This is a genomic window from Geobacter sp. (assembly GCF_030834625.1).
In the GTDB taxonomy this organism is placed as follows: domain Bacteria; phylum Desulfobacterota; class Desulfuromonadia; order Geobacterales; family Geobacteraceae; genus Geobacter.
The window spans coordinates 72,674-98,255 of record NZ_JAUQXO010000045.1 but is presented as its reverse complement, the minus strand read 5'-3'; the positions used below and the strand labels follow the sequence as shown (position 1 = coordinate 98,255).

The following is a 25,582-nucleotide window of genomic DNA, read 5'->3' as shown; positions in this document are numbered from 1 at the left end:
CATGAACTATACCAGCAAAAGGATATCACTCATTTCGGCTGCTCTTTCAGCCATGCTCCTGGTGAGCGGATGCAGCACCCTGCCCGAAACCAGTAGCAAAACCATCCCCCCGCTGCGCACCTACGAGGACGTGGTGAAGAAGGATAGCCCTCGCCTGCTTGAAATCAGCGACTCCATGGAAGGGTTCAACCGCGGCGCCTACCGTTTCAACTACAACTTTGACAAGTATTTCTTCATCCCGGTCGTCCGGACTTACGAATTCATCCTCCCTGACTATGTTGAGGATCGGGTCTCCAACGCCATCAACAACATCGGCGAATTCGGCAACCTCACCAACAACCTGTTCCAGCTCAAGTTCAAGGATGCCGGCATCACCCTGAGCCGCTTTGCCATCAATACCACCATCGGTATCGCCGGCCTCTGGGATCCTGCCACATCCTTTGGGCTGGAGCGCCAGAGTGAGGACTTCGGCCAGACCCTCGGCCACTACGGGACGGGCAACGGTTCGTACATTGTCCTCCCCATTGCCGGGCCGTCCAACGTACGCGACACAGCGGGCATGGTAGTCGACGGGGCAATCTTCACCTTTGTGGGACCGAGCGCCTGGGTCGATGACCAAGGAATTTCCAATGCGTACACCGCGACGTATGCCGTGGACAAGCGGCACCGTATCCCCTTCCGCTACCGTCAGACCGGTTCGCCGTTCGAATATGAGCTGGTGAGGATGCTCTACACCATGAAACGGGACTTCGATATAGCACAATGATCTGGGGGGGGAGGCCTCCGCACATGCGATCAGTTGCCGATACATTCAAGGGGGTCACCAGTTTCTGGTGGGGGGACAAGGGGCTTTCGGCCTTTCTTATCCTGCTCTTCATCTCCCTGTTCCTGGGGCCGTTCATCGAATCGGTCCTGATGCGGATTATTTCCTCTCTGTTCTTTTCGTTCCTGCTGATCTCGGGGGTTGTGACGATTTCGTCACGCCCCCTTCCCCGTTTTATTGCCGGTATGGTCGCCGTAGCGGCCATCATCCTGCGCTGGGCGGACAGGTTTACCGAGAACACCACCATAGCAGTCTGGTCAGCCGCCACATCCCTGCTGTTTCTTGCCTTCATGACCGGAGTACTGCTGATCCGGGTTTTCCGCAGCGACAAGCAGGTGACCCTTCACCGGGTCAAGGGGGCAGTGGCGGTCTACATTCTGTTCGGCATCACCTGGTCCATGCTCTATCAGTTCCTGGATCTCTCGTTTACGGGGGCGTTCACCCTGCCGGCCGCTCACCATATCGACGCGACAACCCGGCAGGAGACCTTCACCTATTTCAGCTTTGTCACCCTGACTACCCTCGGTTACGGCGACGTCACCGCCATCCACCCGACGGCGCGCATGTTCGTCATCATGGAGGCGCTCATGGGACAGCTCTACCCTGCAACGCTCCTGGCGCGGCTGGTTTCTCTCGAGATCAGCAGCCGGCACTAGTATCCCGTGCGGTTCGTTTACCGCACCTTTCGTTTGGCGGAGGCTCCGGTCGTCATACCGATCAGCTCGTTACCGCCAAGAAGGGAATACACAGAGAATGAAGGGGAGCATTCCCAAAATATTCGGCCTGGCAGTGGCCTTTATCTGTCTCGCCATCGTTGCCCTCCTGGGGACGCTGGCCATCTACTATTCAAACCTTCCTGCCGTTCTGCGCCCTGTAACGGCCGGCATCTTTGCGCTGGTGGCCGTGAGCCTCATCCTCTCCGGGCTCAGGAAGCAAAAACGACGGGCATGGGGCGCCTTCCTGGTCTTGTTCACGGTGGTATTCATTGCCTGGTGGTTTTTGATCCCGCCGTCCAACAGCCGGAACTGGCAGCCGGATCTGGCAGTGCTCCCCTGGGCTGAGATCAGGGATAACCTGGTCACCGTCCACAACATCCGCAACTGCGATTACCGCTCCGAGACCGACTTCACGGTCCGCCACTACGACCGGACCTTCGACCTGAACCAATTGAAGAGCCTCGATCTCTTCCTCGTCTACTGGGGGTCGCCCAGCATCGCCCACACCATGATGAGTTTCGGCTTCAAGGACGAAAGGCATCTCTGCTTCTCCATCGAGACCCGCAAGGAAGTGGGCGAAGAGTACTCGGCGATCAAGGGGTTCTTCAAGCAGTTCGAATTGACGTACGTGGTTGCGGACGAACGGGATGTCGTGCGCCTGCGGACCAACTACCGCACAGGTGAGGATGTCTACCTCTACCGGCTCAACGTCCCCACGGACTTTGCCCGCAAGGTGCTGCTCGACTACCTGCGCGAGGTGAACAGCCTGAAGGACCATCCCGAATGGTACCGGGCCATCGGTACAAACTGCACCACCAGCATCCTTCGCCACACCCGCCGGTTCAACCCCGATGCCCGTTTCGACTGGCGGCTCATTGCCAATGGCTACCTCGATGAGATGCTTTACGAACGGGGAACGCTCGACCAGACTCTCCCCTTCGCCGAGTTGAAGAAGCGAAGCCTCATCAACCAGCGGGCGAAAGCAGCCGACAAAGCCCGTGACTTCTCACGGCTGATCCGCGTGGGATTGCCCGGAATGGAGCCGTAATCATGGGAACACACGGAACATTCCTGCGCTTCAGTCTGCTTCTCCTGGCACTCGTCCTGCTGGCGGGCTGTGCCACCCCGATCGGCATCCGCCAGGTTTCGCCACGCGATTCATATCGGGATTCAATACGTAATCCCCTGGCCGAAGGAGTGACCAGCAATGCGACAACCATTGTGCTGCGCCGTTTCGACCTCTCCTCCACATACAAGGACGACCCGGCAGAAGTAATCGAATTCCTCCACGACAGGGCGCTGCATGATGACCGGCGGGATACCCTCTACGCACTGGCGGAACTCTCCTATCTCTACGGTGAGCGCCTGGGGGAAAGTGCCGACGAGGCAGACCAGGAGCTGGCACCCGACTATTTCATCCTTGCGGCAGTCTATGCCTACCAGTTTCTCCTGGATGAACGAACCGAACCTCCACCTGGTACCTTCGACATTCGTGCCCGCACTGCCTGCGATCTGTACAATTTTTCCCTGTGGCGGGGGATGTCAACGGGCAAGGCAGGCACCCTCAGCTTTGCCTCAGACGTGCGCAAATTACCAGTCGGCAGCCTTGCCATCACGGTCGATCTGAGCAAATTCCCCTGGGCCCTCGAGGATTTCGAACGGTTCGAGCCGGTAGACAAGTATGTGATACGCGGTGTTTCCATTCGCAACCGCTCAAAGGGGATCGGCAGTGCCCTTATTGGCGTGAAGAAGGCGAACCAGGCGTCACCTTTTCCCCAGGCCGCGCCGGTAACCATGTTTCTGCGGATCAACGGCAACCTGGCTCAGTTGACTGAGGGGACGGCGACCGCCTCTCTGGAGTTCTACTCGGCCTACGAAGAAAATCTTCTGGAAGTCAAAGGACGCCGCCCCCCCCTCGAGACCGACACCACCACACCGATGGCCTACGTACTCGACACCTCCAGGATCTGGGATTTCGGACTGGGTTCATTTCTTGGCACGGAATTCCAGTCCATTTCCAATGGCCTCTACATGAGCCAGCCCTACCAACCGGGCCGCATTCCGGTGGTATTCGTACATGGCACCTTCAGCAACCCGGCCTGGTGGGTGGAGATGTTCAACACACTTCGTGCCGACCCCATACTGCAGAAAAAGTTCCAGTTCTGGTACTTCCTCTACAACAGCAGCGCCCCCCTCGTGGTGTCCGCCGCCGATTTGCGGGACGCTCTGCGGGACAAGGTCGCCCAACTCGACCCGGCAGGAAAGGACCCGGCGCTCCAACAGATGGTCGTTGTCGGCCACAGCCAAGGGGGGCTCCTGACCAAATTCACCGCCGTCGATATGGGCGATAGCTTGGTACGCGCACTTACGGGGAATAATTTCGACGCCCTGAAGTTGCCTGAGGAGAAGATGGCCGCAGCCCGCAGGCTCCTTATTGTGGAACCGGTACCAGCGGTAAAGCGGGTAGTTTTTATCTCCACTCCCCACCGGGGGAGTATCCTCAGTAAACAATGGGTGCGAACCCTGATCAAAAAACTCGTCACCCTGCCTGGAAAAATTGTCGAGACGACCTTCAGCATCCACGAGTATTTAACCGATGACATGAAAAGATTAATGGGCAGCAGCAAGATTCCAACCAGCATCGACGGCATGTCGCCGGACAATCCGGTCCTGAAGGCACTGGCTGCCACCCCGCTGGCAACCGGGGTGACCGGCCATTCGATCATCGCGGTCAAGGGGGATGGCGATCCCAATCTTGGGGACGATGGCGTCGTCGCCTACAGCAGCGCCCATCTCGACGGGATGGAGTCGGAATTCATCGTCCGCTCTGGCCATTCCTGCCAGGAGCACCCGTTCACCATCGAAGAGGTGCGGCGGATTCTGCTCAAACATCTCGGCGCACAGGAAGAGACGGCAAAGTGATTGCCTTGTCTGCTCCGCTACCCCCGGAGGTAACCTATGTTGCGGCTTTTTCAATCCCTATTCGGCGGCGACACCACAGCGGGGAACTATCCCGAGTCACTTGTCAGGGAGGCCATCGAGCGTGCGGTGGACGGCACCGACCCGTGGATTCGCGCCGTGTCGGGCTACAAGAAGAAGCTGAGGCCGGCGGTGGTTCGTGCCATTGACCATGTGGTGGCGTTGGTGGATGGGATGCCGCCGCCGCTGGAGTTGAGCATCGAAAACTATGCTGACGGCGATCCCCTCCTGAGGAGATTTTTCATCTCCACCGATGAGTTGCGGGATTTCATAGCTGCCGAACGGAATCTGGCAGCGTTCCGAAAAGGGCCGGAAGGGGCCTCTCCTCGTGTCGTTGCCATGCTGGCCATGGAGAAACAGGAACGGGGGATTATCGGCGTTGCCCTGTCCGGAGATGTCGTCATGCGAGATGTTCCCCAGACAACGGTCAGCTTCGAGGGGCACCGCCTCATGGACCCCTCGGGGAGCGAGGAGGAAACCCGCAGCCGGCTCATGCGCCGCGCCTACGACCACCTGCTGAGCCTGGCCCTCGGGCGCATCGCCACCATAAAGACCGAGCGCGTGAACCTGGAGAGATACCGCACGCTCATCCAGTCAAAGCTCAACCTTCTGCAGCGCGGTGGCTGGGGATTCGACTCTGCCGGCTCGCCGGAGAGCATGGATGAGGCAAAGCTTGAGGAAATGCTGGGCCGGATCGAGACGCAGCTCATGGAAGTGGGGGGGGATGACCGGGCGCTCGAGGCGTATCTCGACATTGTGGCGGACGTATTGAGCCGCCCCGAAGAACATCTCTGGTCCACCAAGACAACACTGATCGTCGACCGCCTGGGAATCAAGCGGGGTGAACCCGCCGATGACGCGCCGGAACTGACTCTCGACGAACTGTGCAATGCCGAAGGGCAGAGGCTCATCGTCTCGCTTGTCACTCTTCCCGATACTGATCAACAGGTCAACGACTGACACGAGAACCCGGAAAAGGAGGACACCATGCCTGTGGATCATTCGCAAGCTCCTGGACGCCGATGAAAGCGATCCCTTGTACTACCACCTGACCTTCAACAACTGCAGGGTCAAGAACCGGAAGATCGCACGGATCATTGCCGACTTTGTCGTGAAATGAGGGAGGAGCGATTCATGGAAGCATCAAGTTCAAAGGGCAATATACCGACTCCCGAACCAGGGGGTGAACGTGAGGGCATCCGGCGCGGAATGGGCATTGTCCCCCTCAAACAGGCAATACTGGATCACCTGCACTTCACCCTGGCACGACACATCGGCCTGGCGACCCGCAACGATTGGTACATGGCCGTTGCATACACCGTCCGCGACCGGATGCTCGACGACTGGCTCAGCTCGCTCCATCACCTGTCGGACCGAACGATCAGGATCGTCAGCTACCTGTCGGCCGAGTTCCTGATGGGGCCACACCTGGGGAACAACCTGGTGAACCTGGGGATCATGGGTCCTGTTCGCCAGGCCTTGGCCGAGCTTGGGCAAGGCACGCATGGGGAAGTTCTCCCCGGACCGGTCAATCCGGGAGTACTGCACAAATATCTGGGGGGCACGGCCCGTCGAAGAGCCGGCACCTGTCGGCACTCGCGGAGCGGCAAAGGCCGCCGCTGCGAAAAGGAGAAAGTGACCCATGCCTATTGCCAGTTACGACGTCTACTGCAGAATGCTTGACCGGGCTCGGGATGGGCGCTTCGCCTACCCCGCCATCAACGTCACCTCCCTGACCACGGCAAACGCTGTGCTCAAAGGGCTCGCCGAAAGCGGCAGCGACGGGATCATCCAGGTCTCCACCGGGGGGGCGGCCTTTGCCTCGGGCATGGCGGTCAAGGATATGCCACTGGGTGCCATCTCCATTGCCGAGCACGTCCACCGGGCCGCCGAGCGCTACCCCATTTATGTTGCACTCCACACCGACCACTGCCCGGCGGACAAGCTCGACACCTTCGTCCTGCCGCTGGTGGCGGAAACCGAGCGACGCCGTGCCGCAGGGCTCCCCAATCTCTTCAACAGCCACATGTTCGACGGCAGCGCCCTGCCGCTGGCGGAGAACCTGGAGATTGCCGCGAAGCTGCTGGAGCGGTTCAAGGCAAGCGAACTGATCCTGGAGATCGAGGCAGGCGTCGTGGGGGGCGAAGAGGACGGCATCAGGGCCGAGGCCAGCGCCAAGCTCTACACCACTCCCGAGGACACCCTGGAGGTGGCACGGTGCCTGAACCCCATCGGCGCCCGCTATCTCCTGGCAGCCACCTTCGGCAACGTCCATGGCGTCTACAAGCCTGGTGCCGTAAAGCTGAGGCCAGCAGTCCTCAAGGAGTGCCAGGATGCCGTGGCCGCCCAACATGGCGAGGGGTTCCGCTTCCATCTGGTCTTCCACGGCGGTTCGGGCTCGGAGCTCCACGAGATTCACGAGGCCCTGGACTACGGCGTGGTCAAGATGAACATCGACACCGACACCCAGTACGCCTTCACCCGTCCGATAACCGCCCACATGTTCACCCGCTATGACGGGGTCCTGAAGGTGGACGGCGAGATGGGGGACAAGAAGGCCTACGACCCCCGCACCTATCTGGCCCTGGCCGAGACGGGAATGGCCGAGCGGGTCAAACGGGCGGTGACGGAGCTGCGGGGAACCGGCACGACGCTCTTCGGGCGGTAGGCTCGGACGGAAGCGCGAGGAGAAGACCCCATGGCAACACTCATCTCGATTCTCCAGCAGTACCCTGAACTGGCCATCTTTCTCACGCTGGCGCTGGGATTCTTCATCGGTCGCCTCAGGTTCGGCAACTTCTCCCTCGGCACCGTCGTTGGGACGCTTCTGGCGGGTGTGCTCATCGGCCAGTTCGACATCAAGGTTTCCCCGACGGTGAAGACGGTCTTTTTCGACCTGTTTCTCTTCGCCACCGGATACAAGGTGGGTCCCCAGTTCTTCCGTGGTTTGAAAAAGGACGCCCTGCCCCAACTCCTGCTCACGGTGATTATCTGCGTTTCCTCTCTGGTTACCGCGGTCGTCGCGGCAAAAATCCTCGGCTATGACGCGGGAACCGCGGCCGGGATGCTGGCAGGGGCCTTCACCGAGTCGACGGTGATCGGCACGGCCGGCGACGCCATCAACCGTCTCCCTCTCCCCGAAGCGGAAAAGATCCGGCTGGTGAACAACATCCCCGTCGCCTACGCCGTCACCTACCTGGTGGGGACGACGTTTCTCGTCTGGTTCCTCTCGTTTTTGATGCCTCGGCTCATGGGGCTTAACCTCCGCGAGGAGAGCAGGAAGCTGGAGGTGGAACTGTCGGGGAAGGAAGAATTGGAACCGGGCATCCTCTCCTCGTACCGGGAGTGGGACTTTCGCGCTTTTCGCGTCACCGGGTCGACGGCCATGAACCGGACCGTTGCCGAGATCGAGGCCTCGTTCCCCGGTGTTCGGCTGTTCGTGGAACGGATCCGGCGCGACGGGTCACTGATCGAGCCGGACGTGGATACCGTGATCCGCGAGGGAGACCTTATTGCCGTTGCCGCCCGCCGCAACCTCATCCTCGATGTCGGCACCAAAATCGGCCAGGAGGTGGAGGATCGGGAACTGCTGGAGTTCCACCTGGCCAATCTTGAGGTGGTCCTGACCAACAGGGAGCTGGTCGGCGCCACGCTTCTCGAGCTGGCCGAGCGCCACGGCCGGGGGGTGGCCCTGCTGAAACTGATCCGCGGCGGCCAGGAGATCCCCTTTACGGCACAGACGAAGGTATACCGGGGAGACCTGCTCCAGATCGCGGGAGACCGGCGCAATGCAGAAAGGGCCGCCCAGGCCATCGGCTACGTGGACCGCCCATCGGCAGCCACCGACATGATCTTTGTCGGGCTGGGGATTTTCCTTGGGGGGCTTGTGGGCCTCCTGTCGGTCACGGTGGGAGGGGTTCTGATCACCCTCACCGCCAGCGGCGGCGCCCTGGTCATGGGACTGGTGTTCGGCTGGCTCCGCTCCGTCCGCCCCACCTTCGGCCGCATACCGGAGGCCGCCCTCTGGGTTTTCGACTCGGTGGGGCTTTGTACGTTCATCGCCGTGGTCGGCCTGGGCGCGGGTCCCAGCTTTGTGGCCGGGGTGCGCCAGACCGGCCTGAGCCTCGTGTTCGTCGCCCTTGTGGTGGCTGCGGTCCCGCACATCATCGGCCTTCTGGTGGGCCGTTACCTTCTCAAGATGAACCCGGTCATCCTGCTGGGAGTGTGCACCGGCGCGGGAACCCTCACTGCGGGCCTGAAGGCCCTTCAGGACGAATCACAGAGTAAGCTTCCGGTGCTCGGCTACACGGTCCCCTATGCGGTGGGAAACATTCTGCTGACCGCCTGGGGACCGGTCATCGTTGCCCTGATGAGTTAACAACTGTTCCACGAACGGGAAGACCACCGCTAAAAGGAGAAACCATGAACGGCAGCCTGGTGTTACGAATCGTTGTGTGTGTGGTTCTGCTGCTTGTTTCCCTGACCGAAAGTCATGCGGCAGAATCGGGCGAATTCAAGGGGGGCTGGATCGCCAACGGCACCCGGGCACCCTTCCCCTTCGGGGACGGACGGCAGGTTTTCACCTTCAAGCTCGCCGGCCATGTGAACCTGCAGACAGTACTCGGCAAGAAGAAGGACTACTGGTCCGAATGCGTCGGTTTTGCCGATTCGGTGACCGGTGTTGTCGGCCGCTGTGTCTGGAAGGATCTTGCCGGTCCGGAGATCTACATCATGCTGCAGAGCAATCAGCTGCAGCAGGGAAGCCTTGTTACCGGCACCATTGTCGGCGGCACCGGGCCCCTCGCCGGAATCAGCGGTGATGTGTCGTTCAACTGGTCAATCCCGTGATCCCGGAGATGGTCAGCCAGGTCTGCTTCACCATCATCGGCTACGACGTGACCGTCGCCATGGCTTCGGAGGCCAGCGAGCTGGAGCTGAACATGGCCGAGCCGATCATCGCCTACTGCCTGCTGCATGGGCTCATGATCCTCAAGAACGCCGCCATCGTGCTGACCAGCAGGTGCATCGTCGGCATCCAGGTCAACGTGGAGCGCTGCCGTGAGTACGTACAGAACAGTATCGGCCTGGTCACTGCTCTCAACCCGGTACTTGGTTACGAGAAATCGGTCTCCATCGCCAAGGAAGCCCTGGAAACCGGCGGCAGCGTCTACGACCTGGTGCTCCAGAAGGGTTGGCTGAGCAAGGAGGCCCTTGACGACATCCTGAAGCCGGAGAACATGACGCAGCCGCGCACGATATCAAAGTAATCAGGGGTATTAGCGACGCCCACGAACAACTATCATTTCCTGGAAAGGGGAAACCGATGAAGAAGCTGTACCTCGCTCTCTGGGCGCTCATGCTCATCGTCATGCAGACGGGATGCGCATCCGTCTCGCTGGTCAACTCATGGAAGGATGCCGAAGCGCCGGCAAAGCAGTACCGGAAGCTCCTGGTCGTAGGCGTGGCAAACAATAACCAGATGCGACAGGTCTTCGAGGAGGTTTTTTCCGATGAACTGCGGAAAATGAAACTTACGGCCATCTCGAGCTACACCATTACCGGCGTCGAGGCGAAGCAGTCCCGGGAGAGCCTCGAAGAGGCGGTCAGAAAGACCGGAGCCGACGGGGTCCTCATCACCCGCCTCGTGAACCTGAAGCGCAACACCACAACCCAGACCGGCTTTATCATGTCGGATCGGGGCTTCTCACATCCCGACTTCTATGATCCCGTTTTCATGCCGACCGACCTGTACGGGTACTATGGGGCGACCGTCTCCTACGCCACCTTTGAGCATCGGACAGTGGAGGTAACCACGTCGACGGTCGCGACCCTGCAGACCAATCTCTTCGACGCCGGAACGGGGCGCATGGTCTGGTTGGGGACCACGAGCGCCGTGGACCCCAAAGGGGTCATTACAGTCAGTAGCAAGCTATCGGGTGTGGTGATCAGGGCCCTTGCCAGCCAGGGGCTCATCTGAGACAGGGAGGAACCGATGAACGTATGCTGGAAGATTATGTGTGCCTTGATCGCCATGGGATCGCTGCTCCTGGGGGGGTGCTCCTCCCTGACGGTGAAGGAATCGTGGCATAAGACCGGCGGGTCGGGACATACGTACAAGAAACTGATGATACTCGCCATAGCCAACGACGAGAGCCGCCGTAAACTTTTTGAAAACGTCATGGTCGATGAGCTTGACCGTCACGGTGTCACTGCCGTGGCAAGCCATACCCTGGTGAAGGATCTGGAAAAGGCCAAGAGGGACGATATCGTGGCGGCCGTAAAGGCAACCGGCGCAGACGGAGTGATAACGGCCCGGCCGGTGTCCGTCGGAGACAAGACCGTGACCCAGGAGGGGATGGCAGGCCCCGCATTCGGGACCGCGGCAAGCGGTTACTACAACTTTGCCGGATCAAAGGACTATCTGCGGGCGAATCTGCAGACCAACCTCTATGACAGCGCAACGACCGAACTGGTCTGGACCGCCACCATAGACACCTACGACGCCGAACGGATAGCCCGGGTCAGCCGTGATCTGGCCAAATTTCTGGCCGAACGTCTGCGGCTAGACGGTTTTCTGTGAGCCGCTCAGGTTCCGAGCATGTCAAAGGAGATACAGCACATGATTGTGTTACCCAGAAAACTTTTCCTTATGGCTGCGGCAGCCATTTTCATGCTGCAATCGGCATCAGCCGGTGCCGCGGAGACGGAATATCCCTGCATGGATGAACTCGAAAGGTTCTGCAAGGACGTGCAACCGGCAGCCGGTCTCCTGGTGACATGCCTCAACGGCCACGTGGAAGAATTGTCACCGTCGTGCCGGGCCAAAGTCGAGCGCTCCCTCAAGCGAATTGAGGAGGCAACGAAGCTTTGCGAACCCGACATCCAGAAGTTCTGCGCGGATGTCACACCCGGCCAGGGAAGAGTGCTTAACTGCATGAAGAGCAAGCTGGAACTTCTCTCGCCGGCGTGCCGGGAAAAGGTCGTGCAGTATGGGGGGCACGTGCCGAAGAAACCCTCCGCACACGAGTAACCCTTAAACTGTCACATGAATAAGGAGTAGCTCAACATGGGATTTTTCAAGACATTCTGCGTTACTGGCACTCTGTTTCTCTGCGTTGCAGCGGCCTGGGGCGATGACGCGCTACCGTCACTGCAATCCACCCCGCTTCCCTCCATGAGTGAAGCACCCATGACGGTGATTACTCCTTCCGAAGTATCACTTTCGGTAACCTGTTACCTCGGCAACCCCCTTAACAACAATACCCTGGGAGGTATCATGGTCACCAGCGCCGAATCCGCGGGGCCCACCTGCAACGCCATGTTTTTCGCCTGCAAAGGGAACTGTTACGGGTGTTACGCCGATTTTGATCTGTCGGAGGACATCTGCGCCAACAACGCCGGAAAAAAGTTTTTGCGCTGAGCAGGTCGCGGGGTCTTCCGTTTCAATCGGTTGTGACGTCGCAGGAGAGTCCATGGTGATCATAGCGGTATTCATTGCGCTGGTCTTTCTGTACAGCCTAGTGTCCAGGCGGCTGGAGCAGACGGTCGTGACCGCACCTATCCTCTTCACCGCCGCGGGGACGCTGCTGGTCCTCGCCATTCCAAGTGCCGGCGAACTGGGCATCGGGCGGGAAAGTTTTCTGAAATTTGCCGAGATAGGGCTGGTGATGCTCCTGTTCACCGACGCCACCCACATCAACGCGAAGACGGTTCGGAGCCGGGAAAGGCTCCCTCTTCGGCTGCTGAGCATCGGGATGCTGCTGACCATTCTGCTGGGGGCCATTGCGGCCCACCTCCTCTTCCCCCGGATGTCGCTCTGGGAGGCGGGCATCCTTGCGGCCATCCTGGCGCCCACCGATGCAGGGCTGGGGCAGGTCATCGTGCGCAGTCCGCACGTGCCGCTACGCATCCGCCAGGCACTCGATGTGGAAGCGGGCCTCAACGACGGGCTGTCCGTCCCCTTCCTCATGTTCTTCATCGCCGTGTCCCAGGTCGGCACCGACGGGGCCGGCCAGGTCCTCATGAAATATGTCGGCGAGCAGCTGGGGATGGGGGCCGTGGTGGGGCTCGCCATTGGGCTGGCCGGCGGAGTGCTCCTGGGCACAGCCCGGCGGAAGGAATGGATGGCCGAATCGGTTCAGCAGCTTGGCCTGGTGAGCTTGCCCATTCTCTCTGTTCTGGCGTGCGAACCTGTTGGCGGCAGCATGTTCATCGCCGCCTATGTGGCCGGCCTGGCCGTTCAGTTTGGCTATCCTGATGCCAGCGCCCACAGCGTCGAATTCACCGAGGGGTGGGGACAGTTGCTCGACTACTTCGTCTTCTTCCTGTTCGGTCTGTTCGTGGCATTGGCATTGGGCCGCTTCAACATCGTCCACATGCTGTATGCCGTGATCAGCCTCACGGTGGTGCGGATGGTCCCCGTGGCGATCGCCCTGGCAGGAACCCGCCTGAGTTCAGCCACCGTCCTGTTCATGGGATGGTTCGGCCCCCGCGGTCTTGCCTCCATCGTGCTGGGGCTCGTCTTCCTGGAAGAGGAGGCGCGGTTGCCCGGAGAGGAAACCATCAAGCTGGCAGTCATGGCGACGGTCATGCTCAGCATTTTCGCCCACGGCTTCAGCGCCCTCCCCGGCATTTCCCTCTATGCCCGCACGGTGGCGACGCTCGATGCCACAACCCCTGAAAAGAGGGAATAACGTCTGAGAATGGAGGAGGACACCCATGATCAGGAAGCGCCATGTTTCAAGCCTCGTTATGGTCGTACTTCTCGCGCTCCTCACCGGCTGCGCGACGCTCGGACCGGGGACCATCGCCCGGGACCGCTTCGACTATACCACCTCCGTCGCCGACTCGTGGAAGCGGCAGATGCTCCTCAACATCGTCAAGATTCGCTATGGCGACGCCCCGATCTTCCTCGACGTGGCCTCCATCATCAACCAGTACTCCCTGGAGGGGGAACTAAACGCCTCCTTCGGCTGGCAGTTTCCGACGGCCGGCAGCAATAACCAGCGGGTTGGCGGATCAGGCCGCTACTACGACCGCCCCACCATAACCTACACCCCCCTGACCGGTGAGAAATTCGCCCGGAACCTGATGACGCCCGTGGCCCCCGCGACGGTCATGAGCCTGATTGAAGGGGGTTACCCCATAGACCTCGTTTTCCGGATTCTCGTCCACTCGGTCAATGGCATCCAGAATCAGTTCGGGGGTTCCGCGCGGATGCGCAAAGCCGATCCGGAATTCTATACTCTCCTTGAGAAACTCCGTCAGAACCAGACAGCAGGAAATGTCGCCCTGCGGGTGAAAAAGACGGAAGACCGCGCCGCCCTGGTCATGGTCTTTCGAAAGCGAGTGGACAAGGAGACTGAAGAAACAGCGAAAGAGATACGGCGGATACTCGGCCTCAAGGAGAGCGGCGGAGAATTCAGGGTCGTCTACGGGTCAGCGCCGAGCAACGATGAGGAGATCGCCCTGCTGACCCGCTCGATCATCGAAATTCTCAGCGACATTTCCTCAACCGTCGAAGTCCCTGAAGAACATGTGGCCGAAAAGCGGGTGCCCCCGACCAAGGAGCCCGAAGGTGAGGGAATCAAGGGACCGATGATACGGATCTTCTGCTCCAAAGCGAAGCCCGGTGACGACTTCGCCGCCGTGCCGTACCGGGACCGCTGGTTCTGGATAGACGATCGGGATTACCAGTCGAAAAAGCTCTTCTCGTTCCTGATGTTCGTGATGACCCTCACCGAGACCGGCGGCAAGGAAGGTGCGCCGATCGTCACGATCAGTGCGGGGGGATGAGCCATACGGTGATTCAAGTCATCGTGAACACGGAATCCGAATTCGGTCTCGTGACTTTTTACAGGCTGTTGAAAAACATCGAGAGGAGGCCGGGATGCTAGGCGCAAGCAAGCGAAGAAGCGAGGAGGATGGTGTGATTAGCGCGCGGAACCTGAAATCCTACACATAAATATTGAGTATCGCTCCCTTGCGCCTTCGTTCGACCCTGGGGGACCTGACCGGGTCAACCCCTATTCGTACCCACCCGCTGGATCGCTCGAAAGCTACGATCCTGCCATCTTCAATCAGGGGTTCAAGACTCGTATCGTCTACCGTACCAAAAGACTTATCTTCATACTGTACGCGGATAAGCATCAGAACGACCTCCGTGTCGCATCCATCAAAGGTTACTGTTTTGCTGCTCTCCCTTTTCAACCACTTTCCTCCCGGCATCCGCACCTGTTCGATCAGCTTCAGGCCACGGATATCCACAATCTCGTACACACAGACTACGGGCTCAAATTGCGAGAGCTCTATGGCTTCCAGAATTCGTGAAAATAGAGTGGAGCGAAAATGACGCTGCATCTCCCCGAGAGTCTGCCACAGTTCCACAGAAACTGTGTTCGCATCGTCCCCGAACTCTTCGAGAATGCAGCAGTTCAGGCAGCTCGCGGCCACCTGGGTAGGCCCATTCATGGAAAGGAGGATATCCAGGATCTCCTGTCACTTTTCAGGGAGCGGTGAGATTTTAAACATTATCAGACTCTCATGCTCACACCCAATCCGAGATTTGTGCCAATGGCAGGATTGAAGGCAAATATATTTAAATCTCTTTAAATGCAGCGGAGTATCTAGAAAAAAATAGTGGCGGGAATGACCCGCGTGGTTCGGCAAGTCGATATTTCAACCTTTGGTCGACATATCGACCAAAACGCACCAATGCCAGCCGAAATCGCTTTGAATTACAGCTCTATAACAGCCCGTTACAGGGTGATTCCCCTTTAATTTCTCATGGCATGAATCTGGGATACTATTCCGTAACTAATTGTGGCGCTCAGGCCATCAATCTTCCACCCGGCCCGACGTCCGCAATTCCCTGACCTTACAATGCTTAAAAAACAGGATTGACAAGCTCATGAATCTGACCAAACCGAAATTCAGCCTACTGCACATTGAAGACGATCCCAGTCTGGTAAAACTCGTCAAGATTGCCTTCGGGAAATTCGGCTTCAGCGGTGAATCCATGTCAGCGGGAAGTGTGAACGAAGCTCTCGAACTGCTCAACGCGAGAGAACGTGCCGGTGAGCCATTCAACCTGATCCTGACGGATATTCAGCTTCCCGACGGCACAGGGCTGGACCTGATCCGCGAAGTTAGGTCAAGCCCCTACTGGCGGCTTACTCCGGTCATCGTTCTTTCCAGCGAGGTGGCTCCGGGAACGATCGACAGTGCCTACACGCTGGGAGCCAACTGCTATGTGCCCAAGTTATCCAGGGGCACGCGAATACTGGACTCGCTGAAGGCCCTGTATGAATGCTGGATGGAGAGGGCGATTCTACCTCAAAGCCATCCCATCGATCGGGTGCAGGACCTTCTCGCCAGGGGCGTCGCCCTGCGGACCCGTACCGCCGACTTCTACATGGGCCTTGCCCGTGTATTCGAGGCTGTGCCCGAAGAAGAGGGATTCTGGCTTGACCGTGCCCTGTACGAAGGGAATATCTCGAACCTGCTTGGATTTTTTCGGGGGAGCCTTAGAGGGGCAGATCCCCCCCTGAAGCTTTTGGAACACATAGACACCATGCAGGTCCGGGTCAGGGGTGCCCTGGCCCTGGCTGAAAATCATTTCAAGGAGAATTCCGTCCCCTCTCCCGTAGAGGCATACCGATGGGTCCTCGAAATTATGGATGTCCTTGACGAGGAGATTTTTGCAAAGGTCCTCGGCTTGCTCTTTCCCAGGGAACCGGTGGCTACGGGTGCCCTCATGGCTCGCGCGGCCGGCCAAATGCGGGACCTGGCGGCCCGTGTACTGGAACGGACAGAAGAGCCGCAGCTCCATGTCAAGGCGGCACGATTGCGTGCCTGGGCCGACCGCTTGAATGAGGGTGTACCTGAAAGTCAGATCTGACGGGCATAGAGTTCCCGATATGTAGTGCCCAGCAGCTCAATGAGTGTTTCCAGTCCAAGGGATGGGGGCCGACCATCCCCCGTAAGATGACCACCGGCAAGGGTAATCAGATAGACCGCAGCGGACAGTAACAACAAAGGAGTCGGACCATGAAGATTCTCGGCACAATTCTTCCGATGATGAACTGGCTCCCTTCCTATCAAAAGGATTGGCTCCGCTACGACCTGGTCGCCGGGCTTACGGCAGCGGCGGTGGTCATACCTAAGGCGATGGCCTATGCCGCCATCGCCGGCCTCCCGCTGGTGGTCGGTCTCTACACCTCCCTCGTGCCGCTGGTGGTGTATGCCGTGATGGGTACCTCACGCCCCCTGAGCGTCACCTCCACCTCCACCATCGCCATCCTGGCAGCCGGCGCCCTCGGCCAAGCGGTTCCCGGTGGCGATGCCGCCTCGCTGGTGGCGGCGTCAGCCACGCTGGCGCTCCTGGCGGGCGCGTTCCTGGTGCTGGCCGGCCTGCTTCGCCTCGGCGTGGTGGCCAACCTCATCTCCGACCCGGTGCTCACCGGTTTCAAGGCGGGCATCGGTGTAGTCATTGTCCTGGACCAGCTTCCCAAGCTCCTGGGGATACATATCACCAAGGCCGGATTCTTCCGTGACATCCTGTCGATAGGCAGACATCTGCCGGAGACGTCCCTCCCTACCCTTCTGTTCGCCCTGGCGATGCTGGCCCTCATGCTGGGCCTCGAGCATTTCGCCCCACGGGTGCCGGCGCCGCTGGTTACCGTGGCAATCGGCATTGCCGCCGCCTACTACGCCGGTCTCGACAGGGCGGGCATCGCCCTGGTGGGAACGGTTCAGGCGGGACTCCCCTCCTTCGCCCTTCCCAACCTCTCCCTGGTGGTGCATCTCTGGCCCGCAGCCCTGGGCATCGCCCTGATGAGCTTCGTCGAAACGGCAGCTGCTGGTCGCGCCTTTATCAGGCGGGGCGACACGCTCCCCGACGCGAACCAGGAACTGGTGGCGACCGGCATGGCCAACCTCGCCGGCAGTCTCTTCCATATCATGCCGGCCGGCGGAGGAACATCGCAGACGGCGGTGAACGATGGCGCGGGAGCCCGGAGCCAGGTGGCAGGGCTGGTGACTGCCGCGGTTGTCATGGCCACGCTTCTCTTTCTTGCCCCTCTCTTCGGTATGATGCCCCATCCGACCCTGGCCGCCGTCGTGGTAATTGCCAGTATCGGCCTGATCAACCCGGCAGAATTCCGTGCCATCCGACAGATCCGGTCCATGGAATTTCGCTGGGCCCTCATTGCCGTGGCCGGCGTGCTGCTGCTCGGCACCCTGAAGGGCATCCTCGTGGCGGTGCTGGTGTCGCTGGTGGCACTCATAATCCGCGCCAACCGTCATCCTCTCCTCGTCCTGGGACGCAAGCCCGGCACCAACGTATTTCGCCCCCGCTCGCCGGAGCATCCGGAAGACGAAACATTTTCCGGCCTCCTGATGCTGCGGCCCGCAGGGGCGATATACTTCGGCAACGCCCCGACCCTTGGTCAAAAGATGCGGGGGCTGATCGACGAGTACACCCCGAGGGTGGTTGTCCTGGAGCTGAGGGCGGTGCCCGATCTGGAGTTCACCGCCCTCAGGATGCTGACCGACGGCGAGGAGAAGCTGCGCGAGGCCGGGACCGTGCTCTGGCTGGTGGCGCTGAATCCCGAGGTACTCGCGGTTGTCCAGAATTCACCTCTGGGAGCGCGATTGGGCCGGGAACGGATGTTCTTTACCCTGGAACAGGCGGTGGATAAGTATCAGCGAGAATGCCGATAGGAGGGTGAAACCATGGCGGAGCAGAAATTCATCGACGTCACGGAACAGAAGCGGCTCAATGATGCGCGCGAAGCGGGTATCCCCTGGAAAAAATGGGGACCCTATCTCAGCGAGCGGCAGTGGGGAACGGTCCGGGAGGACTACAGCGAGGACGGCAACGCCTGGGACTATTTCACCCACGACCAGTCTCGCTCGCGGGCCTACCGGTGGGGCGAGGACGGACTGGGGGGGATCAGCGATGACAAGCAGCGGCTCTGCTTCGCCCTGGCCCTCTGGAACGAGCGGGACCCCATCCTGAAAGAGCGCCTCTTCGGGCTCACCAACAGCGAGGCGAACCACGGGGAGGATGTGAAGGAGTACTACTTCTACATCGACAGCACCCCCACCCACTCCTACATGAAGTACCTATACAAGTACCCGCAGCGCGAATTTCCCTACCGCGACCTGATCGAGACGAACCGGGGCCGGTCGCGAGAAGAGTTCGAGTACGAACTGCTCGACACCGGGGTGTTCGACGACGACCGGTATTTCGACGTGTTCGTGGAATACGCCAAGGAAGGCCCGGAAGACGTGCTGATCCGGGTCACTGTGCACAATCGTGGTCCGGAAGCGGCCCGGCTTCGACTGCTGCCGACCCTCTGGTTCCGGAACACCTGGTCCTGGGGCGGGGACGATCCGAAGCCATCTCTCCGCGAAGTGGCGCCGGGCGCCATGCAAGCCTCCCACCATGAACTGGGTGAATACTGGCTCTACTGCGATGGAGCCCCGGAGCTGCTCTTCACCGAGAACGAGACCAATACCCAGCGTCTCTGGGGCCAGCCCAACGCCTCTCCCTACGTCAAGGACGCGTTCCACGCCTGCCTCATCGCGGGACAGGGCGAAGCGGTGAATCCCGCCAAGGCGGGGACCAAGGCCACGGCCCACTACCTGCTCGACGTGCCCGCCGGCGGCAGCCAGACGGTCCGCCTGCGGCTCGCGGCCACCCCGATGGACAATGCCTTCAACGGCTTCGAGAAGGTGTTCACCAGCCGCATCGGCGACGCGGACGAATTCTACCAGAGGATCACACCGAAATCCCTGAGCGAGGACGAGCGCCGGGTGCATCGTCAGGCGCTGGCAGGGATGCTCTGGAGCAAGCAGTTCTACTACTTCGACCTGGAGCAGTGGCTGCTGGAGCACAAGAGCCATCCGCTGCTCCAGGCAGACCCGCACAACGTGCGGAACATGGAATGGTTCCACATGCTGAACGCCGACGTGATCTCCATGCCGGACAAGTGGGAGTATCCGTGGTATGCGGCCTGGGACCTGGCCTTCCACACGACCGCCCTGGCCCTGGTGGATTTCGATTTCGCCAAGGAGCAGCTTCTGCTGATGCTGCGCAATCTCTATTTCCACCCCAACGGCCAGATTCCCGCCTACGAGTGGAACTTCAGCGACGTGAATCCGCCGGTGCACGCCTGGGCCACGCTCTACCTCTATAAAATGGAGCGGACGCTGGGCCGTGCGGACCTGCGGTTCCTGGAGCGGTCCTTTCAGGGGTTGATGCTGAACTTCAACTGGTGGGTGAACCGGAAGGACCCTGCCGGCCGCAACGTCTTCGCCGGGGGCTTTCTGGGGCTGGACAACATCGGCGTGTTCGACCGGAGCGCCCAGCTGCCAACGGGGGGGTCGCTGGAGCAGGCGGACGGAACGGCCTGGATGGCGTTCTACTGCCAGTGCATGCTGGAAATGGCCCTGATCCTGACCGAATACGACCCGATGTACGAGGAGATCGCCTTCAAGTTCATTCAGCATTTCATGTGGATTTCCTACGCCATGGACCGCATCGGCGAGAATAAGGACGAGATGTGGGACGAGGAAGACGGGTTTTTCTACGACCTGCTGAGGCTGCCGGACGGCCAAGCCATGCGGCTGAAGGTGCGGTCGCTGGTGGGACTGCTGCCGCTCTGCGCGTCCACGGTGTTCGAGGGGGATTATCTGAAGCGCTATCCGAAAATGGCGGAGATGATCAACATGTTCCGGAAACGGCATCCCGACCTGGTGAACCACGTGGCACCCACCGACGAGGGGTTCATCGGCCATAAGGATCGGCGTCTCCTGTCGATCCTCAACAAGAAGAAACTCACGCGGGTTCTCGGGTACATGCTCGACGAGAATGAGTTCCTGGGGCCCCACGGGATCCGCTCCCTCTCACGCCATCACCTGGAGCATCCGTTCCTGTTCCAGGTAGACCACGAGGAGTTCAAGGTGCAGTACCTGCCGGGGGAATCCAATACCGGGATGTTCGGCGGGAACTCCAACTGGCGGGGTCCGGTCTGGATGCCGGTCAATGCGCTGATCATCCGGGCGCTGTTGAACCTCTACGGCTTTTACGGCGACAAATTCACGGTGGAGTGCCCGACCGGTTCCGGCCGGCAGATGACGCTGTTCGAGGTGGCGCAGGAGATTTCCTGCCGGCTGGCCGGCACGTTCCTGCGGGATGCCGATGGACGACGGCCGGTCTACGGCGGGACGGCAAAGTTCCAGGACGATCCGCACTGGCGTGACCTGATTCTGTTCTACGAGTATTTCCACGGTGACAATGGGGCGGGGCTCGGGGCGAGCCACCAGACGGGGTGGACCGGTCTGGTCGCCCTCCTTCTGGACGTCTTCGGGCGCCTTGACGCCAAAGCCATGCTGGAGACCGAACGCGGGCGAACCACAGCGCGACTCTTCAGGGAGCAGGTGGGGGGGGAACAGGGCGGGAAATGAGGGAACGACCAGGCTCGTTGATGCGCGGATGCTAACACACAGATTGTCGGAAAGGAGCTCTATCATGGGCGCTGCTAAAAAAGACAAAAAGAAGAAAAAACACGAAGCCATTGAAGAAACCGGCAAGAAACTCGACACCACGAGTGCCGACGAGACATCGGCTGATGAGCCGGGGAAGAAGCTCAAGAACAAGGCTTACGAGCAAGAACTGGCCAAACTGCACGTGGAACTGGTCAAGCTCCAGGAATGGGTCAAGCTCAAGGGGCTCAAGGTCTGCATCGTCTTCGAGGGGCGAGACGGCGCCGGCAAGGGGGGGACCATCAAGGCGATCACCGAGCGGGTAAGCCCGCGGGTCTTCCGGGTGGTGGCGCTCCCCACGCCGACGGAGCGGGAGAAGTCCCAGATGTATGCCCAACGCTATATCCCCCATTTCCCGGCAGCCGGCGAGGTGGTCATCTTTGACCGCAGCTGGTACAACCGGGCGGGTGTCGAGCGGGTAATGGGCTTCTGCACCGAGGCGCAGTCAAAACGCTTTCTTGAAGTCGTGCCGCTCTTCGAGAAGATAATGGCCGAATCCGGGATCATCCTGCTCAAGTACTGGCTGGAGGTGAGCCCGGAGGAACAGACCCGCCGGCTCAAGGGTCGGGTCGATGACGGGCGCAAGATCTGGAAGCTCTCCCCCATGGACCTCAAGTCCTATAGCCGCTGGGATGACTATACCCGGGCACGCGACGAGATGTTTGCGGCGACCGACACGCCCTGGGCTCCGTGGTATGTGGCCAATTCCGAGAACAAGAAACAGGTGCGGCTGAACATTATCAGCCACCTGCTCAGCAAGGTCCCGTACGAGGAGTTGCCGCGGGAAAAGGTGAAGCTGCCGGAGCGAAAAAAACTGAATAAATACCAGTCGCCCGACTATCCGTTCAAGTACATACCCGAGAAATTCTGAGCGGTTTCTCCGTGGGCCGATGAGAACAAGAGAAAGGGCACACTCTGATACATGATGAATTACTGGCGCGCGATGCCGAAATCGGAATCATAAGCCGGTCACGAGAATTCTTCAGAGAGGACACCCGATGAACGATCCAAATCTTGACTTCACCATCAAGCGACTCGGTTCGTGCCACGCTTCATCACCAATGGAGGGGGGACGATTCACGGGCGACGATGAGCGAATCCTGTACCACAGCAGTCCTGCCGAAGTCAGGCGGCACTTCGAGGAGGGCAAGGAGCCCCCGACCCTGGAACTGGCCGGGCCAAGGGAGCGGCTCTTCTTCGACCCGGGGGCCATCGCCTGCGGCATCGTCACCTGCGGCGGCCTCTGCCCGGGGATCAACGACGTGATCCGCGCCGTGACCCTGAGCCTCCACCACCACTACGGGGTCAAGCGGGTCTACGGTTTCCGCTACGGCTACGAGGGGTTGGTGAAGCGCCTCGGCCACCCCCCGCTCCATCTCACGCCGGCGTCGGTGAGCCAGATCGGCGAGCTGGGAGGGACAATCCTCGCCTCCTCCCGGGGGCCCCAGGAGCCGGCGGAGATGGTGGACTACCTGGCGGAGCTGGGGGTCGGCATCCTCTTCGCCATCGGCGGCGACGGCACCCTGAAGGGGGCCGGGAAGATCGCCGCGGAGGCGGCCCGCCGCGGCCACCACCTGAGCGTCATCGGCATCCCCAAGACCATCGACAACGACATCTCCTTCGTCCAGAAAACCTTCGGTTTCGAGACCGCCGTGGCCGAGGCCCACCGGGCCATCTACGCGGCCCACACCGAGGCCACCGGGGCCCGCAACGGCATCGGCCTGGTGAAGCTGATGGGGCGTGATTCGGGCTTCATCGCCGCCTATGCCTCCCTGATCGACAGCCAGGTGAACTACTGCCTGGTGCCTGAGGTCCCCTTCACCCTTGCCGGCTTCCTGCGGAGCCTGGAGGAGCGCCTTGCACGGCGTGGCCACGCGGTGGTCGTGGTGGCCGAAGGGGCCGGCCAGGAGCTGCTGGCGGCCACGGCGGAGCGCGACGCCTCGGGGAACGTGAAGCTCGGCGACATCGGCACCTGGCTGCGCGACGCCATCAAGGGGCATTTCAACGGTCGCGGGATGGAGTGCAACCTCAAGTACATCGACCCCAGCTACATCATCCGCAGCCAGCCGGCCAACCCCCACGATTCGGCCCTCTGCCTGCTTCTGGGCCAGAATGCCGTCCATGCCGGCATGAGCGGCCGGACCAACATGGTGGTGGGGCTCTGGAACCACCAGATTACCCACGTGCCGATTCCCCTGGCGACCCGGCAGCGGAAGAAGATCGACCCCGACGGGTGGCTCTGGAGCAGCGTGCTGGCCTCCACCGGCCAACCTCGGGAGATGCAGGGAATCGGAAAGACCTTGGAAAGTCACGACTGACCCCTCAGACCGGATCGTCAACCAGTGAAACAATCGGAAAATGGGAGGAGAACCACATGAGACTAAACAGAAGACTCCATAGCGCAGCCCTCGCGGGCCTTCTGGCCGTGGTCCTCGCCTCGACGGCTTCGGCGGCAGAGCCGTCCGGTTGTGTAACCTGTCACCTCGACAAGGCAATGATCATCAAAAATCTCAGTGCGGACACGGCCAAGAAATCGGCAATGCAGTCAGGCGCTGGCTGAGGTGGCTCGGTGGCTCCGTTGGAGCCACAGGAGAAGGTCCTTGTTGCCAAAGAGTTTCTTTCTTCCCCCCACGGGAAAATTGCCTGCGAGAGCTGCCATGGCGGTAACGCTGCAAGCATGGACAAGGCAGCCGGCCATACGGGGATGGACCCCCACCCCTCCAGCAACAATCCCCAGAAGGCCTGCGGGGACTGCCACGGCAAAATCGTGGCCACGGCCAAGGACTCCCTGCATGCCACCCTTTCCACCTTCCCTTCGGTGCTCAAGAGCCGGGCGAACATGGACAAGTGGGCGCATATTGACGAGGCGCGGAAGAACCACTGCGCAGCCTGCCACACAAGCTGCGGCGGCTGCCACGTGAGCCGGCCGAAATTCGCCCAGAAGGGATTCGTGAAGGGGCATCTTTTCCAGAAGCGCACAGACCCCATCAACCAGTGCACCGCCTGCCACGGCAGCCGCGTGGGCTTTGAGTTTTACGGAGAACGTGGACAAGGCGACGTTCACGCGGCAAAGGCGGCCATGGACTGCGTCGCCTGTCATTCGGCTCGCGAGATGCACGCCGCGGCGCCCAAGGATCTACCGGGCCGGTACCACCTCAAGGAGATGGCGCGCTGCACCGACTGTCACAAGGACCTGGAGCGCGGGCCGGTGCCTGAGCATCAACGCCACATCGGCAGGGTGCAGTGCCAGGTATGTCATTCCCAGACCTATGTGAACTGTTACAACTGCCATATGGGGAAGGATAGCGAGGGGCTGGCGTTCTTCCAGAACCGGCGGGAAGTGGAAACCGTGAAGATCGGGCTGAACTACGACGACAAGGCGCCCGGCGCCGGATACCGATACATGCTGGTCCGCCACGTCCCTTCCTATCCGGAGATGTTCGACTTCTACGGCAAGGGCGGATTCACCAACTTCGGCAAGACACCCACCTGGAAGCGCGCATCACCACACAACATCCAGCGGCGCACCTGGCAAGCGGCCAGCTGCAACCACTGCCACGGCAACCGGGCTCTGTTCCTCGCCAGCTCCGATCTCCTGGACTACGAGAAGGAGGCCAACCATAAGGTGGTCGTTCCCGACGGCTCGGTTCCGCAGGCAATCAAGAAGGTCCGGAAGGTCGCCGTCGACACGAGCAAGGTCCGCACCGGCATGGTGGTGGATGCCCGGTGGCTGCACGACAACCTCGGAAAGAAGAACGTGGTGGTGGTCGACACCCGGGGCAGCGCTGCCTTTGACAAGGGACACATCGAAGGGGCCATCTCGTTCGATCCCCTGACGAGCGGCCTGCGTACCGGCGGCGACGCGGAGAAAGCATTCGTGCTCGTACCGCATGCCAGAGTAGCGGAAATTCTCGGCAGCAAGGGGATTGCCGCCGGCGACCACATCGTCGTCTATGACCAGAGCGGCGTGATGGCAACTGCACTGGGCGCGGTCCTGCAATGGGCCGGCGCCACCAACGTCTCCTATCTGAACGGCGGCATAGAAGGATGGCACGAGGCCGGCTTCCATACGAGCACCAAGCCCTCCACCCGGCAGGCACGCATCTTCAACGGGACCGTCCAGCCGTCGCTCGTGGTGGACAGCGACACGCTGGCAAAGCTCCTCGGCAAGCCGAACGTCGTGGTTCTCGATGCTCGCGCCATTCACCGGGTCCTCGGCGAGACCAGGCACGAACTGGCCCGCCGGGTCGGCGCCATTCCGGGGTCGATCAATCTGCCACTCGGCGCGCTCATCTTGGACAACGGTGCGCTGAAGCCGCCCGAGGAGCTCTTGTGGATGCTGAAAACCTACGGCATCACGCCGGACAAGACCGTCATCACCACCTGTGACACCGGCATTGCCGCTTCGGATGCCTTCTTCATCCTGCGTTACCTCGGATTTCCCGACGTCAGGGTCCACGACGAAGCGTGGGTGAACTGGAGCATTGACCGGTAACTCAAGGGAGGGGGAAGA

General features: G+C 60.5%; 23 protein-coding genes and 1 pseudogene. 23 read left to right on the top strand and 1 reads right to left on the bottom strand.

What is annotated here, in order from left to right:
- Nucleotide 1 precedes the first annotated feature (1 nt).
- The 16 genes and pseudogenes from RCH91_RS12000 to RCH91_RS11925 all read left to right on the top strand — a co-directional run bounded on the left by RCH91_RS12000 (nt 2) and on the right by RCH91_RS11925 (nt 14,313).
- A complete protein-coding gene (locus RCH91_RS12000) occupies nt 2-766 on the top strand; it encodes a VacJ family lipoprotein (RefSeq protein WP_306535194.1) in 765 nt (254 codons plus the stop codon).
- A 23-nt stretch (nt 767-789) separates the two neighbouring features.
- Nucleotides 790-1,479: a potassium channel family protein gene (locus RCH91_RS11995; RefSeq protein ID WP_306535193.1), complete on the top strand. Its 690-nt coding sequence runs from the start codon at nt 790-792 to the stop codon at nt 1,477-1,479.
- A gap of 97 nt (nt 1,480-1,576) precedes the next feature.
- Entirely contained in the window at nt 1,577-2,587 is a 1,011-nt protein-coding gene (locus RCH91_RS11990) for a DUF4105 domain-containing protein (RefSeq protein ID WP_306535192.1), read from the top strand.
- Between the two features lie 2 nt (nt 2,588-2,589).
- On the top strand, nt 2,590-4,461 hold the full coding sequence (locus RCH91_RS11985; protein ID WP_306535191.1) for a triacylglycerol lipase: 1,872 nt from the start codon (nt 2,590-2,592) through the stop codon (nt 4,459-4,461).
- Between the two features lie 36 nt (nt 4,462-4,497).
- Complete coding sequence (locus RCH91_RS11980; protein WP_306535190.1) at nt 4,498-5,478, top strand: hypothetical protein; 981 nt, start codon at nt 4,498-4,500, stop codon at nt 5,476-5,478.
- A gap of 174 nt (nt 5,479-5,652) precedes the next feature.
- The gene (locus tag RCH91_RS11975; RefSeq protein WP_306535189.1) at nt 5,653-6,201 is read left to right on the top strand and encodes a hypothetical protein; all 549 of its coding nucleotides are present in this window, start codon (nt 5,653-5,655) and stop codon (nt 6,199-6,201) included.
- On the top strand, nt 6,161-7,186 hold the full coding sequence (gene fbaA, locus RCH91_RS11970) for a class II fructose-bisphosphate aldolase (protein ID WP_306535188.1): 1,026 nt from the start codon (nt 6,161-6,163) through the stop codon (nt 7,184-7,186). Before RCH91_RS11975 ends, fbaA begins: the two co-directional genes overlap by 41 nt.
- A 30-nt stretch (nt 7,187-7,216) precedes the next feature.
- Nucleotides 7,217-8,896 carry an aspartate-alanine antiporter gene (gene aspT, locus RCH91_RS11965; RefSeq protein ID WP_306535186.1) on the top strand — a complete coding sequence of 560 codons (1,680 nt, stop codon included), beginning with the start codon at nt 7,217-7,219 and terminating at the stop codon, nt 8,894-8,896.
- Nucleotides 8,897-8,940: 44 nt separating this feature from the next.
- Nucleotides 8,941-9,366, top strand: a complete 426-nt coding sequence (locus tag RCH91_RS11960) for a hypothetical protein (protein WP_306535185.1) — start codon at nt 8,941-8,943, stop codon at nt 9,364-9,366.
- Nucleotides 9,354-9,785, top strand: a pseudogene (locus RCH91_RS11955) (aspartate ammonia-lyase); the annotation flags it as partial. The gene RCH91_RS11960 and the pseudogene RCH91_RS11955, both read left to right, overlap by 13 nt.
- Before the next feature lie 56 nt (nt 9,786-9,841).
- The gene (locus tag RCH91_RS11950) at nt 9,842-10,495 is read left to right on the top strand and encodes a hypothetical protein (protein WP_306535183.1); all 654 of its coding nucleotides are present in this window, start codon (nt 9,842-9,844) and stop codon (nt 10,493-10,495) included.
- Between the two features lie 15 nt (nt 10,496-10,510).
- On the top strand, nt 10,511-11,098 hold the full coding sequence (locus RCH91_RS11945; protein ID WP_306535182.1) for a hypothetical protein: 588 nt from the start codon (nt 10,511-10,513) through the stop codon (nt 11,096-11,098).
- A gap of 39 nt (nt 11,099-11,137) precedes the next feature.
- Nucleotides 11,138-11,548: a cysteine rich repeat-containing protein gene (locus RCH91_RS11940; protein WP_306535181.1), complete on the top strand. Its 411-nt coding sequence runs from the start codon at nt 11,138-11,140 to the stop codon at nt 11,546-11,548.
- A gap of 36 nt (nt 11,549-11,584) precedes the next feature.
- Nucleotides 11,585-11,938, top strand: coding sequence for a hypothetical protein (locus tag RCH91_RS11935; RefSeq protein WP_306535180.1), 354 nt, complete (start codon nt 11,585-11,587; stop codon nt 11,936-11,938).
- A 52-nt stretch (nt 11,939-11,990) separates the two neighbouring features.
- Nucleotides 11,991-13,211: a sodium:proton antiporter gene (locus tag RCH91_RS11930; RefSeq protein ID WP_306535178.1), complete on the top strand. Its 1,221-nt coding sequence runs from the start codon at nt 11,991-11,993 to the stop codon at nt 13,209-13,211.
- Between the two features lie 25 nt (nt 13,212-13,236).
- The gene (locus tag RCH91_RS11925; protein WP_306535176.1) at nt 13,237-14,313 is read left to right on the top strand and encodes a hypothetical protein; all 1,077 of its coding nucleotides are present in this window, start codon (nt 13,237-13,239) and stop codon (nt 14,311-14,313) included.
- Nucleotides 14,314-14,472: 159 nt separating this feature from the next.
- Here RCH91_RS11925 and RCH91_RS11920 read toward each other — a convergent pair whose 3' ends face one another.
- Nucleotides 14,473-14,988 carry a GSU3473 family protein gene (locus RCH91_RS11920; RefSeq protein ID WP_306535175.1) on the bottom strand — a complete coding sequence of 172 codons (516 nt, stop codon included), beginning with the start codon at nt 14,986-14,988 and terminating at the stop codon, nt 14,473-14,475.
- A 439-nt stretch (nt 14,989-15,427) separates the two neighbouring features.
- Here RCH91_RS11920 and RCH91_RS11915 point away from each other — a divergent pair, with 439 nt between their 5' ends.
- From RCH91_RS11915 to RCH91_RS11885, 7 genes are all read left to right on the top strand, one after another.
- Nucleotides 15,428-16,417 carry a response regulator gene (locus tag RCH91_RS11915; protein WP_306535174.1) on the top strand — a complete coding sequence of 330 codons (990 nt, stop codon included), beginning with the start codon at nt 15,428-15,430 and terminating at the stop codon, nt 16,415-16,417.
- A 149-nt stretch (nt 16,418-16,566) separates the two neighbouring features.
- A complete protein-coding gene (locus tag RCH91_RS11910) occupies nt 16,567-18,240 on the top strand; it encodes a SulP family inorganic anion transporter (RefSeq protein WP_306535172.1) in 1,674 nt (557 codons plus the stop codon).
- Between the two features lie 12 nt (nt 18,241-18,252).
- On the top strand, nt 18,253-20,991 hold the full coding sequence (locus RCH91_RS11905) for a glucosidase (RefSeq protein WP_306535171.1): 2,739 nt from the start codon (nt 18,253-18,255) through the stop codon (nt 20,989-20,991).
- Between the two features lie 64 nt (nt 20,992-21,055).
- Nucleotides 21,056-21,940, top strand: a complete 885-nt coding sequence (gene ppk2, locus RCH91_RS11900) for a polyphosphate kinase 2 (RefSeq protein WP_306535170.1) — start codon at nt 21,056-21,058, stop codon at nt 21,938-21,940.
- A 127-nt stretch (nt 21,941-22,067) separates the two neighbouring features.
- Nucleotides 22,068-23,387, top strand: coding sequence for an ATP-dependent 6-phosphofructokinase (locus RCH91_RS11895; RefSeq protein ID WP_306535169.1), 1,320 nt, complete (start codon nt 22,068-22,070; stop codon nt 23,385-23,387).
- Nucleotides 23,388-23,443: 56 nt separating this feature from the next.
- Nucleotides 23,444-23,629: a hypothetical protein gene (locus tag RCH91_RS11890; RefSeq protein WP_306535168.1), complete on the top strand. Its 186-nt coding sequence runs from the start codon at nt 23,444-23,446 to the stop codon at nt 23,627-23,629.
- A gap of 9 nt (nt 23,630-23,638) precedes the next feature.
- Nucleotides 23,639-25,564, top strand: coding sequence for a rhodanese-like domain-containing protein (locus tag RCH91_RS11885; RefSeq protein ID WP_306535167.1), 1,926 nt, complete (start codon nt 23,639-23,641; stop codon nt 25,562-25,564).
- Nucleotides 25,565-25,582 lie beyond the last annotated feature (18 nt).

What these genes read in the sequence shown, in the direction of transcription:
- RCH91_RS12000 (WP_306535194.1), top strand. Translation starts at nt 2, where the DNA reads ATGAACTATACCAGCAAAAGGATATCACTCATTTCGGCTGCTCTTTCA.
- ppk2 (WP_306535170.1), top strand. Translation starts at nt 21,056, where the DNA reads ATGGGCGCTGCTAAAAAAGACAAAAAGAAGAAAAAACACGAAGCCATT.
- RCH91_RS11940 (WP_306535181.1), top strand. Translation starts at nt 11,138, where the DNA reads ATGATTGTGTTACCCAGAAAACTTTTCCTTATGGCTGCGGCAGCCATT.
- RCH91_RS11980 (WP_306535190.1), top strand. Translation starts at nt 4,498, where the DNA reads ATGTTGCGGCTTTTTCAATCCCTATTCGGCGGCGACACCACAGCGGGG.
- RCH91_RS11925 (WP_306535176.1), top strand. Translation starts at nt 13,237, where the DNA reads ATGATCAGGAAGCGCCATGTTTCAAGCCTCGTTATGGTCGTACTTCTC.
- fbaA (WP_306535188.1), top strand. Translation starts at nt 6,161, where the DNA reads ATGCCTATTGCCAGTTACGACGTCTACTGCAGAATGCTTGACCGGGCT.
- RCH91_RS11975 (WP_306535189.1), top strand. Translation starts at nt 5,653, where the DNA reads ATGGAAGCATCAAGTTCAAAGGGCAATATACCGACTCCCGAACCAGGG.
- RCH91_RS11930 (WP_306535178.1), top strand. Translation starts at nt 11,991, where the DNA reads ATGGTGATCATAGCGGTATTCATTGCGCTGGTCTTTCTGTACAGCCTA.
- RCH91_RS11945 (WP_306535182.1), top strand. Translation starts at nt 10,511, where the DNA reads ATGAACGTATGCTGGAAGATTATGTGTGCCTTGATCGCCATGGGATCG.
- RCH91_RS11960 (WP_306535185.1), top strand. Translation starts at nt 8,941, where the DNA reads ATGAACGGCAGCCTGGTGTTACGAATCGTTGTGTGTGTGGTTCTGCTG.
- RCH91_RS11910 (WP_306535172.1), top strand. Translation starts at nt 16,567, where the DNA reads ATGAAGATTCTCGGCACAATTCTTCCGATGATGAACTGGCTCCCTTCC.
- RCH91_RS11895 (WP_306535169.1), top strand. Translation starts at nt 22,068, where the DNA reads ATGAACGATCCAAATCTTGACTTCACCATCAAGCGACTCGGTTCGTGC.
- RCH91_RS11990 (WP_306535192.1), top strand. Translation starts at nt 1,577, where the DNA reads ATGAAGGGGAGCATTCCCAAAATATTCGGCCTGGCAGTGGCCTTTATC.
- RCH91_RS11935 (WP_306535180.1), top strand. Translation starts at nt 11,585, where the DNA reads ATGGGATTTTTCAAGACATTCTGCGTTACTGGCACTCTGTTTCTCTGC.
- RCH91_RS11985 (WP_306535191.1), top strand. Translation starts at nt 2,590, where the DNA reads ATGGGAACACACGGAACATTCCTGCGCTTCAGTCTGCTTCTCCTGGCA.
- RCH91_RS11995 (WP_306535193.1), top strand. Translation starts at nt 790, where the DNA reads ATGCGATCAGTTGCCGATACATTCAAGGGGGTCACCAGTTTCTGGTGG.
- RCH91_RS11890 (WP_306535168.1), top strand. Translation starts at nt 23,444, where the DNA reads ATGAGACTAAACAGAAGACTCCATAGCGCAGCCCTCGCGGGCCTTCTG.
- RCH91_RS11950 (WP_306535183.1), top strand. Translation starts at nt 9,842, where the DNA reads ATGAAGAAGCTGTACCTCGCTCTCTGGGCGCTCATGCTCATCGTCATG.
- aspT (WP_306535186.1), top strand. Translation starts at nt 7,217, where the DNA reads ATGGCAACACTCATCTCGATTCTCCAGCAGTACCCTGAACTGGCCATC.
- RCH91_RS11915 (WP_306535174.1), top strand. Translation starts at nt 15,428, where the DNA reads ATGAATCTGACCAAACCGAAATTCAGCCTACTGCACATTGAAGACGAT.
- RCH91_RS11905 (WP_306535171.1), top strand. Translation starts at nt 18,253, where the DNA reads ATGGCGGAGCAGAAATTCATCGACGTCACGGAACAGAAGCGGCTCAAT.
- RCH91_RS11920 (WP_306535175.1), bottom strand. Translation starts at nt 14,988, where the DNA reads ATGAATGGGCCTACCCAGGTGGCCGCGAGCTGCCTGAACTGCTGCATT.